Origin of the sequence: Kordia aestuariivivens, from assembly GCF_014397005.1 — a bacterium.
GTDB lineage: Bacteria > Bacteroidota > Bacteroidia > Flavobacteriales > Flavobacteriaceae > Kordia > Kordia aestuariivivens.
In genome coordinates, this window is record NZ_JACGWS010000015.1 from 91,050 (window position 1) to 105,698 (window position 14,649).

The window sequence follows — 14,649 nt, forward strand, 5'->3', positions numbered from 1 at the left end:
TTTTCTAATAATTAACATAAACCCAACCCGTTTTTTCAATGGTATTTCCTTGTAATTTTAATACATAGAAATATGTTCCAACAGGTACAATTTGATTCTTCTCAAAGAGCACAACATTTTGGTTGCACTCGCCATTCCAGTCGTTTGCGTAGTTTCTTGTTTTGTACACAATAGTTCCCCATCTGTTGAAAATGATCAATTCGTTGTCCGAATAATTGTCTAAACATTCAATTTCCCAAACATCATTTATTGTATTGTCATTTGGTGAAAAACCACTCGGAATTTGCAAACAATCAGGCAGTGTAAACGCTTCTGCTGAATTATTCGTGAGATCCAAGTCAACATCATCCTGACTCACTATTTGTACAACATTTGTATAATCATCGCCGTCTACAACGGTTACATTAATTGTTAACGTTGCCGAACTTCCTGCTGTTAATGTAGCAATTGTCCATAATTGTGTATTAGAATCATACAAACCGCTACTTGTGGTATGTGAAACATAATTATATCCATTTGGAAGCATTTCTTCGATGACAATATTAGAAGCATCTAAAGCACTATTGTTGGTAATTGTAATGGTAAATTGTACCGATTCGCCAATAGAAGGTGTATCAATATCTACTTCTTTTTCAATGCCTAAATCAATACAGGAAACAGCAGTAATAGTAATCATTTCTCTTGCAATTCCAGGACAGTTATTTTCATTGATAACTTCAATTTCATACACTATATCTGCTGTAATTATTGAAGTTTCAAAGCTCGTTCCTGTAAATATGATTTGAGTTGGATCGGCACTTTCATACCAATTATACGTATACGCTATCGTTGGATTGTCAATAGTAAGTGTCGTTGTTGTTCCAGAACAGACTTCTGCATCCGCAATGCCTAAGTTGATATCATTGTGAATTTCAAAAACGTCAACTTGAATTTCAGTTTCATCATCATCCGCCAATCCATCCGCTAAATCGTCTATTGTAAAACTCGTCGTTACATCGCTGTCTAAATCAGTCGTATCTGTCGCAGTAATTTCTGCGGTACTTTCATATTGATTCGTTAAGGCAACATCTACATTTAAAATCGTTGTTGTAATTTCTGCGGTAAACGTATTGCTTCCAGCTGCAGCTGAAATACTAATATTGGAAAGTTCCCAAATTCCTGTTGTATTTGTGTACGTTCCGCCTGCATTGTCTGAAATATAGGTAAATCCTAAAGGATTCAAATAGTGTTCAATAGCAACGCTTGTCACATCATCAGGACCATTATTGGTTACCGTTAACGTAAATATTGCTTCATCGCCTTCACAATATTGCGTTTGATTTGGTGTTAACGAAATCTCTAAATCAGCACTTGGTGGAAGTGGTAATACATTTAAGGTTGCAAAAACGCTTGTTGCATCTATATTATTTAAGTTTGAAAAATTGGTAAATTCATTTGTATAGAAACCACTTGTGGAAGAAGTAACTAATACCGAAAATGTACAATTGGCAACTCCGGCAGGAAATACCAAATTGGCAATTCCAACAAAATCATCATTTGTCAATCCAACAAAATCTGCTGTACAACCGTTACTTTGTACCCAAGACGGATCGCCCGCTAAGACAATTCCCGCAGGTAAATTATCTGTAAAAGAAATTCCAGATTGTGCTAAGTTTCCAGGAACATTTTCAATCGTAAAAGTTAATAAAGATGTTTGCGATGCTATAATTTCATCGGGCACAAAACTTTTAAATACTTGTGGTGAAATTACTTGAACATTAGAAATAGAAATATTTGTACTTGGATCAAATTCTCCATTATTAGCAGGATCTGGTTGTACTTCAGCAATATTGTTAAACGAACCTCCAAAATTTGGTGCTACTACAGGAATTCGTAATTGTATGGTTGCATCTGGATCTAACAATGGAATAACACCAGAAACTATATTTGTAGCTGAATCTACAGTAAATGTTGTCACACAAGTAGCACTTCCACTTGTAACGGTACATGTTGGTGTTCCTGTAATGGTAAATGCACTATTGACAGTTGTGCTAAAAGTTGCGTCTGTAGCTGTTGAACTAATGACACTATTGGTAATATCTACAATCCACTCAAAATTACTATTGATAGGAACCGTTGGCGAAGAAGGAAACGTTTGTACGATTAAATCTACGCAAGGTGTTAAAAAACTTGTAGCAATGGATGTCTTTGTAAAATTTAGCCCGTCCAAAATAGTTCCTGTAACACCATTGGCAACGGATGTTACCATACTTGAACATTCGGGAGTCCAATTGACAACAACTTCAAACGTAATAGAACTTTGGGGAGCAAGTTCCCAATTTTCAGCGGCGGTAATCTCCCAAAAAACATCATTCGTTAGTGTATAATTGGTGCCAATATTTGCATTCGTTACATCATAACAACTTGCTGTTCCTGTGGTTGAAACACAGTTTACCGATTGTAATACGGCAGTTACAGTAGTCGCAGTTATAGGAGAAGCATAAAAGTCTACTAATGACAATGGAATTGACACTAAATTATTATTTGTCACTGTAATTTCATACGTAATATCGCCCCATGGAATAGGTTCGTTTGCGGAACCGCCTAATGGTAATGTTGGACTTATTTGTGTTTTGGTAATTAGAAAATCATTGATACTAATACATTGAGCAGTTCCAGGTGCTTGCGGAAGAACGGTATTAGAAAACTCATTATTATCATCAGGATTACAATCAACATGTTCTAACATATTGATAGTACTTCGGTAATTAGAAATAATTACATCATTGGAAGGACAAATAGGTTCTATATAACGAACAACAGTTCTTGTGACGACTTGACCGCCCGAAGGAATTATATAATCTTCCACGGACCAAAATTGCCCTGTAGGACCAATTACATAATTAGTGGTTCCACAATTTAATCCACCTGTGGCACTAATGCATTGTACAGAGATAATTTCCCACTCCACACCCAAATTTTGTAAAAAGAAACGAATTGTGGTATCTAACGGACCATTATTAGTTACGGTAGTTTCATAGGTTACCGTTTGGTTATAATCGGCAATAATTGCTCCACCTGCAGGATCTGTTTGAATTGTATTAATGGTAACATCTGTACACGGACAAAGTACAGAAAGTAATAAATTTGTAACTTCAATATTTGACTGTGTTGCCGATGTAGTATTATTTGCTAACGCTACTCTGGCAAAACTTCGCGTTCTGATCAAGCTAGATTCTAATCCGCATTCGCCTTCAAAATAGGCATACACAACTCTAAATGTAATACTTGATTGTGAAGGAAATATAATTTGGTTATCAAACAAATACATTTCTTGTGTTGGAACAATTACCGTAGGATTTCCGGAAGTAACGCCTAAATCTGCCGGACATGAAACGCCGTTCGTACTACCAATACATTGCAACGAAATTAATTGTACCAATGCTGTTCCATTATCTGCGGTAGATTGCATTCCTTGAAACAAACTAAAATTATCAATAGGATATTCAATGGTACTATTATTTGTAATAGTAAACTCAAACGTAACTTGATCGCCCCAAGCGGAAATTGCAGTTCCTGCTGCTGGCGAAATCTGCTGGTAGTCTATCACAAAATCTAACGGAACATTATTTACGTCCATAGAAACGATAGATGTATTACTATCGGGCATGGTATCTGTGGTGCCTGTTGGCGGAAAAGCTTCTGCAATTGTTGAAATTCCTCCTAATTCTGTAGGCGCTCTTAAAGTAATTCGAATTTGTACGCTAGAATTTGTTGGCATGTTTGGAAGCAAGCCTGTTATCAAATTTGTTCCTCCATTAAACACCAAATTTGTAGCCAAATCTGCGCCACCAAGCGGGTTGATGCTTTCAATAGAAACGAACGTAACATTTGGATTTAATTGTTGTGAAAATGTAGCATTACTAACAGAATTTCCAGAATTACTAATGGTGGTAACATAGTTAAATTCTTGAAATAAAAATACATTTGGAATGGTAGTTCCGCCAGCATCTGTAACTTCAACACTAATAGATAAATCTGTGGTTTGACTCCACACAGATGTGGATATTAACAGGAAAAAGAGGTAAAATAGTCGGCTCATATATTATAAATGATACGCAAAACCTTAAAAGGTTGCGTATATATAACAATAAAGGTACAGTAATTACGACTTATATTTTTTTAATAGTTATTTTTGAATTGAAATTTAACAGGAACTTCAACTTCTAAACGCAGCATTGATGAAACTTTATATTGTGCCAACACCTATTGGAAACTTACAAGATATGACCTTTAGAGCGGTTGAAGTTTTGAAGAGTGTCGATCTTATTCTTGCGGAAGATACACGCACAAGCGGAAAACTGTTGAAGCATTTCGAAATTGGTACACACATGCAAAGTCATCACATGCACAATGAGCATAAAACGATGGAAACGTTGATAAAACGCATGCAAGCCGGCGAAACGTTTGCATTGATCAGTGATGCAGGAACGCCCGCAATTTCAGATCCTGGATTTTTACTCACACGCGAATGTATTGCGAACAATATTCCTGTAGAATGTTTGCCAGGCGCCACAGCTTTTGTACCAGCGTTGGTGAATAGTGGTTTGCCAAATGATAAATTTGTCTTTGAAGGATTTTTGCCTGTAAAAAAGGGACGGCAAACGCGCTTTAAAATTTTAGCGGAAGAAACGCGCACCATGATTTTCTACGAATCGCCACATAAACTAGTCAAAACGTTGGGGCATTTCTGTGAATATTTCGGCGAAGACCGACAAGTTTCTGTTTCCCGTGAACTCACAAAACTATTTGAAGAAAACATTCGCGGTACTGCAAAAGAAGTTTTAACACATTATGAAAACAAACCACCAAAAGGCGAGATTGTTGTTGTGGTTGATGGGAAAAGGCAGTAGTGAGTTATTAGTAGTGGGAATTGAGAAAATTACGTCATATCGAGTGAAATTCTGAAAGAATTTAGTATCGAGATAAAGTAATTTTCAAAATAATTCGTGAATTCGCGGCAAAACAAGTGAGATACTGCACTTCGATAAACTCAGCATACCATTCAGTAAGACGAAAAAACCAATAGCAAGCAGCTAAAAGCTAGAACCCAAAAGCGAAGCGACCCAAAACCTATTACCTAAAAAAACCTAACTCGCTTCCCCCAAAATTCCATGCAACGAAAACACATTCTTATGCACCATGCATTTGGTTTTTTTAAACAAGTTTGTAACAATCTTTTTTTCCTGTTGGATAATTTGAAACATCTTTTCAAGCATTTCGAAATCTTGTGATTTGTAACGTTTCAAGCATAAAATATAGGGCAACTCTTTCTTGCTTGATAAATATCGAACGCCAGCTTTAATGGCGGCAGAATGACCTTTGTCTTTTTTTACATCAATAATCGAAATAGGAACCATTGCATCTTCTTGAATTTCCTTCAATAGTTCCAACGTTTTATCTGTACTTCCGTTATTCACAAAACAAATAGAGAGTTTACTTTTTTCAGCAAACAGATGTACAAATTTTTGGACTTCAATTGCTGTTTCGTCATTTCGGAATAATATCAAAATTCCAATCTTCATTTTTGGTAGATTTTAAGGTTTCGTGAAACTCAATTTTGAGAAGCCTGATAAGGTGAACTCAAAACTGAAAGTTGAACTAACTTCGCTGAAGAGCGAAGTCTTTTTTTATGTATTCTAAAATATTACGCAATTTCAAAATCGGTAGTTACTTCCTCTTTAGTTGAAGCTTTTTTTTTTACCTCTATACGACCAAGCTATCTGACCCAATTGTCCAATAATTTTGATAGAATCTTTCATCGATAACTTTGATCCGTCTGCGTGAATCCAACGTTTCAATGGCTTCTCGCACATCATTGCACGCGCTGTTTCCAATCCGAAATGTCTACGCATACGCATAAAAATTTCCACATCAAACAACCACTTTGTAATGAACTTTTTATCAAAAGCTAAATTGATCACATCTTTATGGAAAATCTTCGCACCACATTGTGTGTCTTTAAAATTCATGGATAAAATATTTCTGATAATCAAATTGATTGTCATACTGATAATCTTACGCGCAGATTCTTTCGTAATATTTGCGCCCATTCTGCTAATTCGTGAACCACTCACAATCTTAAATTCCGAGTTTTCAATCGTAGAAACCAAATCATCAAAATCTGATAAATCCGTAGACAAATCTGCATCCAAAAACCCGATATAATCCAAATCTTCTTGTTGCGCCATAAGCAACATTCCCAAACGAACTGCTTCTGCTTTTCCGCCATTTTTTTCACAATCATACACGGTAATAAAGTCTTCACGTCCTTTTTGTAATTTGTGCAAAACATCTAACGTTGCATCTTTACTTCCATCATTCACAAAACACAAATGATAGCCTGAATTACGATCAATAAAATCTGTAAATTCTTTACTTAATAATCGCTCTGCTTCATCATAACAAGGAATCACAACACCAACACATCGTTGCTGAATCATCACATTATTCGTGCTTTCTGTATTTGTTGTTTCTGGAATACCAATCAATCGTTTCACACGTGCACAAACTTCGTTCAGGCTCAATGGTTTTTTCATATAATCGTTAATACCTAAATCGAATCCTTTTGTAATCATGTCATCATTTGTATTTCCCGATAATATCATAATTGGCGTAGCTTCTTTTTTATCGCTACGAATATGTTTTACGATTTCCATTCCGGAAATGGTTGGCATATTCATATCTACAATGACTAAATCTGGTTGAAACGTATCGTACAATTCAATGCCTTTAAAAGCGTTTGTTTCGGTTATAACTTCGTATCCTAATTCGGCTAATCTGCTTTCTAAAGGAATCAACACTAACTTCTGATCGTCTATCGCTAATATCTTCATAATGGATAATTTTTTAGGGTTACTTACAGGTCAAAAGTAGGTTGGATTCGCTGAGGATTTTGCTAGAAGTACTCAAAACGAAACTATCCTTAGACGAAATGCAATTTCCTTTAGTCCAATTAAAAATTACACCGTTTATCTTTACAATAATGAAATTACATGATGATGAGTTGTTTTAATAGCGTCATTCTGAACTTGATTCAGAATCCCATTAAGCTGATTTTAATTATTATGAGAAACCGAATCAAGTTCGGTTTGACGAGATTTTATTAAAAAGTGAATGCATCATATATAAAACATGAAAGAGACAACAAACAAACTACTACTATTGGCACTACTTCTCGGAGTTGTGTTTCATGGTGCGTCTATCTTTTTTACGTTGGAAACTACCTATGATGCGTTAATCCACTTATTCTTTGCCGATCATTATGCAAACAGTTGGTTTGAACCTTGGAATTATAAATGGTACACAGGATTTACGGTAATGAGTTATCCGCCGTTAGTACATCAATCTATTGGTGCGTTATCGTTAATTGGCGGTTTAAAATTTGGACTTTTTACGGTGGCAATCATTGCGGTGATTCTATTCATTACTGGTGTGTATCGGTTCTCTTTGCTCATGACAGGAAACAAAAGAGTCGCTGGTTATGCGGCAATTTTGGCGGTTTTCTCGTCTTCATTTGTAGAAACCTTGCATATTTTTGGACAATTGCCAAGTATTGTAGGAATTTCTGTGTTGATGCATGCCTTACCCGAAATTTATTTGTGGTTAAAAACAGGAAAGTATAAATACCTTTTTACGTCGCTTTCGCTGATTGCAGTTACGGTTACCTCACATCATGTAACACCAATTTTTGGGATGATCTTTTTCATATTTCCGTTAATCGGGATGGTGCTAATGGACGCTTCTCGCGAAGAAGTAAACAGTACAAAAGAAGTAACGTTTATAGTTTTTTGGAAGCAATTTTTAAAGCTTTTCAAGCGAATTATTAGTTTCGGAATGTTGTCACTCGTGATTATTGTCGGATGTATCTTACCCTATTGGATCAATTCCAAAAACAATCCAATTACGCAAGTACCAATTCCGCACGGTTCACGCGATCACTTTATAGAAATTTCGTCTTCAGGATTGGTTTTCTTTCTAATTCCTTGGGGAATTTTACTCTTTCTATTACCATATATATTTTACAGATATTACAGTAAACGCTATCTATTTTTTGGCTTGTCAATTACCATATTGTTCGTTTTAGGAACAGGCGGAACAACGCCAATTCCACGAATGTTATTGGGTGAAACGGCTTTCAATATCTTAACCTTGGACAGATTCACGTTGTGGGCTTCCATTATGTCATTACCGCTTTTTGGCGAATTTGTATATCGTTTTGTTGAAGGTGATTTAAAAGCATTGCTACAAGAAAAATTTGGCGCTATCTATCACAGAATCATTGGTGGCGGATTAGCAGGTTTATTTGTCTTTATGACCATTTTCACGATGAGTTTAGGCTATTTCAGACCATCGCAACCGAAAAAAATAAACATGTTGCCTATTGTGAATTTCCTCAATCAAGATCAACACGATCAATGGAGATATCTAACACTTGGTTTTGGCGATCAAATGGCTTGGTTATCAGCACAAACAAACGCAATGACAGTTGACGGAAACTATCATTCTGCACGACGTTTGCCAGAATTGACAACACGACCAATAGAACGTTTAGAAAACTCAAAATTCAAAGGCGTTGCCGGAATCGGATCCTTACAACAATTCTTAACAACGCCCGAAAAATACAATCTAAAATATATATTTTCCAACGATAAATTTTACGATCCAATTCTCTATTTCTGCGGTTGGCAACGCTTGCCACAATTGGAAAATGGAATCATGGTTTGGGAACGACTCAACGTTGCCCCACTTTCATCAATTTTACCGAAAGATGAGGTTTCAACCTGGCAAAAAATGTTGTGGGGAATTATGCCGTTTCTCACGTTGATATTGGCGTTTATACTCAACATTCAACCCATCTTTCTGAGATACATTCAGCGAAAGCGAACTGATTCACAAGCATATCTAAATTTCAAAATTGAATATGGAAATTTCTCAAGAAAACTTGTAAAAGTGAATCATATTTGGGCAATAATTCTCACGTTGATTCTTTGTTTTGGAACCTATCAATTCTACCTAAAAAACGATGCACAACGTTCGCCCGAAAATGTCGTAAAGGCGTATTATGATGCACTCGATTTTAAACAATTTGAAAAAGCATACAGTTTCATCAATCCAGAAAACAAAAGTACAATTGCGCAATACATGTTGGAGATTTCTTCTACGGACGGATTGTTGAGTTCGTATGCAAAACTAGACGCATTGGAAACTGAAATCATTACGGAAACGGATCGTTTGGTTACGCTGAAAGTCACCTCAAAATGGATTACACCATTAGAAAAAATTCAAAAAGTAGACTATAAAACGGTTCTAAAACACAACGGAAAATGGTTTTTACAACCAGAAACTGTTGAAGCCGATTTGCCGCCCGATCAATTAGTTGAGAACAATGAAACTTCGTATTTCAATCACGGACGAAGACGTATTACAACCGAACAAACCTATCATGAAGATGTTTTAAAACAACCAGTTTTGGAGATTATTTCCGCAAAATTGGTCAATCATAATGGACATTACGCAATTGTTGGTGAAGTTCAAAACATTGACAATGTACCCGCGGATGTGGTTTTAAAAGGAACCTTGTACAACGATAAAAATGTGGAATTGGCAACGTACAACGCCAAATATCATATCAAGCACAAATTGATGCCGAAAGAAGTGACGTCGTTCCGAATTAACTTTGAAGGAATTGCATGGTCAAACACGCAAGATTCCATTCCGAAAACCTTCAATCCAGACGAATTTACACCTGCGCATTTTGAAGATGAACCGACAAAGTTCAATTTGCAAGCAGCAGGAAATGTTTCTGGCTTGGATTTGTACAAAAATATCGTGTTGAATGATGTAGAAATTGATCAGAAAACCATCAAAGGAAACTTGTTCAATAGCGGTTTGCAAGAAATTACGGTTCCACAATTATTGATCACGTATTATGATGAAAACAAAGAATTGTTGTGGGTAGATCATTTGTTTTTGGACAGCGGAATTCGTCAGCAACGAAAACAGGCTTTTAGCTATAAATTATCAGGAAATGATGCCATAAAAATTATCAGTACGGACATGGAAAACTGTTACGTAAATGGTTTGCCAAACGCGGACATTTCTGCGAAAATTCTATCCAACAGAAAACAACAAGATGCATTGCAAAAAATAACGCATTCGGTGTATCAATATGTGAAAATTGAAATGAACGCGTATATCGGAAATCCAAAATGATGAACTTAAAATATATAGCAGTTTTGTGTAGCTTTTTCTTTTTTGCGTCAAGCGCGAAGGAACTCAGCGCGCAAACAAATGAAGCAATTCAACTAGAAATTTCCGAACGAGAATTCACGGCTGGCGAACCGATTGTGTTGAAATTCTCGGGAACGCAAAACACTTCCATTCTACTATATTGCGCTAATAGTTATGGTTCCACTTTGATTACGCCTAAAGTTGAGAATAATCAATTACACTATACAATTCCAACTCAAATCGCTACTAAAATTGGCGCTGTCAACTGGAAATTAGTAACTGAAAACAATTCGCTTTCAGGCACATTTACGGTGCTTGCGCAAGCAAAACCTGTTTCTATGGAAACCTACGTTGGTCCGCCAAGTATTGCCGCAGGCGGAAACGATTATACGATGTTAGTGGTGATTCCAACCGACAAATTGGGCAATCCATTAAAGTCAACTACGGAAGTAACTGTGAAGCATCAGTTTTTGGCAAACGAAACAAATGAAACGGTTTTCACTAAAAATTTAATTGCGTATCAAAATATTTATTCGCCAATAGAAAGTGGCAGAATGTTGTTGTCAACAGAATGTTTAGGTTTGAATTCTAAAGAATATACCGTACATGTTTTGCCTGCGGTTTCGACAAATTTCGAAATTTTCGCCAAGCGTTCACATGAATATGCGGATGGAAATCAAATCACGACGTTTACAACTTCGGTGCTAAAAGATGAACACAATAATATTGTCAGTGATGGAAGTTTCGTCACGTTTTACATCACAAATTCAGACGGAAACCTATTGAAAACTTCAGGAATGACCATTAAGGGAGTTGCAACTGCAAAAATGATGCATCCTGATCATTCAGCAACTTGGAGTGTAAAAGCATCTGTGACAGGAATTTCAGAAAGCAATACAATTTCGTTGACGTATAAAAAAGTCATGGACGATTTCACGGTTGCATTCTCAGAAAACAACAGAAATATTTCGGTTGGACCTTTGAAAAGCTTCATGAATCAACTAATTCCAGATGGTTTACAAGTGAAATTAATCATCTATCAAAACAAAAAAATCATTAAAGAATATTCAAAAGAATCGCGTGAAGGATCTGTGAATTTTGAATTAAACTCAAATATTTTCGGCAACGGAAACTACGATTTCGAAATTACAACCGCAGGAATTACAAAAACATTTCAAGGGAAGAAACTATGGTAAAAACCGATAAAAATATCATACGAGGATTTTTAGTATTCTCCTATGTCGTCATCATTTCGATGTTGATTTTCTTAATCAGCAGTTCGTTTAGTTACCTAAATACAGGCGCGGACAGAAGCAAATTATTACACACGGAAGTTAAAAAAGCAGAAAACTATTCACCAAAAATTGTTTGGGTAGAAGACGGAAACGAAGGTAGAAATGTCGATGAGCAAACATTAATCAAGATTGAAAATGATTATTTGGATGCTTGGTATGTGCGAAATGTGGCGTATAAAACTAATCAAACCGTTGGAATTGCGGATTATTACACAGACAATGCACGCAAAAATATAGCAGAATTTGTAGCGCAAAATAAAAAACAACAGATTTCTGTAGAAGCAACCACACTTTCACACCAACCGAATATTGAATTCTTTAGTGAAGATGGACAATTAGTGGTTTTGTCTGATAAAAATGTGGTGGAATATAAGAAGCTTTTCAAAGACGGAAAGTTTGTCATGGAAACCACAGAAACGGCGAATTACAAAATAATTTTATTGTTGGAAGATGGTTTTTGGCGCATTCGACATTTGGTAAAAGAAACAATTGCAGATTTTGATAAAACGATTCAAAATAAATCATTTGCTAACTTGAATATTAAAGGCATTAATTACTATCCGCAAGCGACACCTTGGGATATGTTTGGCGATCAATTTGATATTAAAATCATTGAAAACGATTTCAGTATTATGAAAGATGCGGGTTTAAATACGATTCGAATTTTCATTCAATATGACGATTTTGGAAAAGCAGAAGTGAAAGAAGAAAAACTACAAAAACTACAGCAAGTTTTAGATGCTGCCGAAACCAAAAAACTCAAAGCGGTGGTGACACTTTTTGACTTCTACGGAAATTACGAAGTGTTAGATTGGACATTGACACACCGACATGCGGAAACGATTGTGTCGCGATTTAAAAATCACAACGCAATTCTCGCTTGGGACATCAAAAACGAACCGAATTTAGACTTTGAATCACGTGGAAAACAAACTGTACTAGCGTGGTTAGATCACATCCTTTTAGTAGTAAAATCGATTGATACAAAACATTTGGTGACCATTGGTTGGTCAAACACAGAAAGTGCCCATTTACTAAAAGACAAGCTTGATTTTGTATCGTTTCATTATTACGAAGATCGTGCAAATTTTGAACAATCCTATTTAGATTTAAAAGCCAAAATACCAAACAAACAAATCGTTTTAGGAGAATTTGGAGAATCATCTTATGGCGGATTTTGGAAACCGTTTGTAGGTTCTGAACAAAAACAAGCTGCATATTTCAAAGAAATGCAACAAGTCTTAGCTGCGCAAAACATTTCATTCATGTCCTGGACATTATACGACTTTGAAGACATTCCAGCTTCGGTTGTCGGAAGTCGTCCGTGGCGAACAAATCCTCAGAAAAAGTTTGGATTTATTGATAAGGATGGGAATAGGAAATTGGCTTTTGAGTTTGCTGTGGAGTGATATTACATAATAAATTATATCTGAATGCATATAATTCAGTGTATTTATCTAATTTTATATCTAAATACATATAATGAAGTCTTTGTCAGAATTTGTAAAAGAGCGTAGAAAAGAAGTTGACTTAACTCAAGAAGAGTTTGCCGATCGAGCCGGAGTAGCCTTGACAGTAGTTCGTAAGATAGAACAAGGCAAAACAAATTTGAATATGAATAAGGTAAATTTAGTATTAAGTATGTTTGGTCATGTATTGGGATCCTTAAACAGTAAAGAGCTAATAGATGAGACAAGGTAAGGTTTAGAATTAACAGATACCCAAATACAAGGTGTTTTTAAGCGTATGTTAAAGAATAAACCTAAAGCTTTTAAGTGGATAAAAAGTTCTTTTTTATCAGACGAAATGAAGGAAGCTTATAGGAATGTTCTGGAAGAACGATATGAGCGATTACTTTGAATTTAATGATGTAAGCTAAACAACCAAATCACCAACTCGCTCACTTTTTTTTTCAATAATCGCTTCAAATTCTTCCAAATACATATCCGTAATGCGTTCCATAGGAAATGCAGTAGCAGCTTTGTAATTGGCCTTTTCGAGCGAAATTCGGTAGCTTTCGTTGGTTACAATTGCTTTAATAGCATTTGCCAAACTATCTACGCTATTAGGTTCAAAGAATTCACCTCTATAACCTTCATCTTTTACTAACAAGGCTAAGTCACCTAAATTGGGCATGACAACTGCTTTTCCGTAACTTCCGGCTTGGTGCAACACACCAGAACTTCCCGTAGTTGACGTATATGGAAATACCACAACCGCACTTTCGTTGAACAGTGGCGCAACGTCAGCTTCTTCCACATATCCTGTAAATGTCAATTGTGAAACATGCTTGTATTTTTCTTGAACATTTGCCAAATACCCTGGTACATTTGGATTGTCGGTTCCTGCAATGACGATTTCTAAATCTAAACCAGAAATCTTGCGAACTTTCTCCACAGCTTCAATCATGGATTCCACTTTTTTGTAGGTTCCAAATTTTCCAAACGTCATTATTTTTAATGGACTTCTTGGCAATTTGAATGAAGGAGTTGAGGCAACTTCAAACGTTCCGTGTGGAATCATAATTATGTTGTCTGCTAAGTATTTTGCCTCTAAGACATAAGCATATTTTTGCATGGTTACGGCAACTTTGTCTGCATGTAATAATAAGCGTGTTAAGTTTGTTCCAATATAATTATAGACTTTTTGTACTAATTTATTTGAGGTGAATCCGGCACTTTCTAAATCAACTTCTTCTAAAATATTATGTAATAACACAATGTTTGGGATTCCTTTCATTCGACAAACTAATGGAAGCATTAAACCCAAAGCCGCCGCAATTTTTTTATCGCCAAATTTCATGAATTGCAAGTTGAACAAAACGGCATCTGGTTTTGAACGATTAATCGCTTTTGTTACCGAAATTAAGTTGGTGTAGCTGTTAAACTTCCAACATTCCTTAACGGTAATTTTGCAACCGTCTTCTGTAAAGTTGAGATCTTTTGCGGCTGGAGTTTTGTCCGTTAACAAAATGATTTCTGTAACATTTTCCTTCTGGCGAAAGCTTTTCACTAAGTGATATGCGTATTCATTTAACGTTACCTTACTTGGTGGATAGGCTGTTACGATTGCTAGTTTCATA

At 35.9% G+C, this 14,649-nt stretch carries 9 protein-coding genes; 5 read left to right on the forward strand and 4 right to left on the reverse strand.

Going from position 1 to position 14,649, the window contains the following annotated elements:
* Positions 1 to 4: 4 nt before the first annotated feature.
* Positions 5 to 4,036, reverse strand: a complete 4,032-nt coding sequence (locus tag H2O64_RS24340; RefSeq protein ID WP_187564030.1) for a DUF7933 domain-containing protein — start codon at positions 4,034 to 4,036, stop codon at positions 5 to 7.
* 181 nt (positions 4,037 to 4,217) lie between these two features.
* Here H2O64_RS24340 and rsmI point away from each other — a divergent pair, with 181 nt between their 5' ends.
* Complete coding sequence (rsmI, locus tag H2O64_RS20130; protein ID WP_187564031.1) at positions 4,218 to 4,892, forward strand: 16S rRNA (cytidine(1402)-2'-O)-methyltransferase; 675 nt, start codon at positions 4,218 to 4,220, stop codon at positions 4,890 to 4,892.
* Between the two features lie 237 nt (positions 4,893 to 5,129).
* Here the strand turns inward: rsmI and H2O64_RS20135 are convergent, their stop codons facing one another.
* Both H2O64_RS20135 and H2O64_RS20140 read right to left on the reverse strand, forming a co-directional pair.
* Complete coding sequence (locus H2O64_RS20135; protein ID WP_187564032.1) at positions 5,130 to 5,564, reverse strand: glycosyltransferase; 435 nt, start codon at positions 5,562 to 5,564, stop codon at positions 5,130 to 5,132.
* 156 nt (positions 5,565 to 5,720) lie between these two features.
* A complete protein-coding gene (locus tag H2O64_RS20140; RefSeq protein ID WP_187564033.1) occupies positions 5,721 to 6,875 on the reverse strand; it encodes a response regulator in 1,155 nt (384 codons plus the stop codon).
* 298 nt (positions 6,876 to 7,173) lie between these two features.
* Here H2O64_RS20140 and H2O64_RS20145 point away from each other — a divergent pair, with 298 nt between their 5' ends.
* The 4 genes from H2O64_RS20145 (at position 7,174) to H2O64_RS20160 (ending at position 13,268) form a co-directional block, all read left to right on the forward strand.
* Positions 7,174 to 10,254 carry a hypothetical protein gene (locus tag H2O64_RS20145; protein WP_187564034.1) on the forward strand — a complete coding sequence of 1,027 codons (3,081 nt, stop codon included), beginning with the start codon at positions 7,174 to 7,176 and terminating at the stop codon, positions 10,252 to 10,254.
* Complete coding sequence (locus H2O64_RS20150) at positions 10,251 to 11,468, forward strand: hypothetical protein (RefSeq protein WP_235982966.1); 1,218 nt, start codon at positions 10,251 to 10,253, stop codon at positions 11,466 to 11,468. Before H2O64_RS20145 ends, H2O64_RS20150 begins: the two co-directional genes overlap by 4 nt.
* Complete coding sequence (locus tag H2O64_RS20155; RefSeq protein WP_187564035.1) at positions 11,462 to 12,976, forward strand: glycoside hydrolase family 2 TIM barrel-domain containing protein; 1,515 nt, start codon at positions 11,462 to 11,464, stop codon at positions 12,974 to 12,976. The genes H2O64_RS20150 and H2O64_RS20155 overlap by 7 nt, the downstream gene beginning before the upstream one ends.
* 73 nt (positions 12,977 to 13,049) lie before the next feature.
* Positions 13,050 to 13,268, forward strand: a complete 219-nt coding sequence (locus H2O64_RS20160) for a helix-turn-helix domain-containing protein (RefSeq protein WP_187564036.1) — start codon at positions 13,050 to 13,052, stop codon at positions 13,266 to 13,268.
* Positions 13,269 to 13,442: 174 nt separating this feature from the next.
* Here the strand turns inward: H2O64_RS20160 and H2O64_RS20165 are convergent, their stop codons facing one another.
* Positions 13,443 to 14,648 carry a glycosyltransferase gene (locus tag H2O64_RS20165; protein WP_187564037.1) on the reverse strand — a complete coding sequence of 402 codons (1,206 nt, stop codon included), beginning with the start codon at positions 14,646 to 14,648 and terminating at the stop codon, positions 13,443 to 13,445.
* Position 14,649 lies beyond the last annotated feature (1 nt).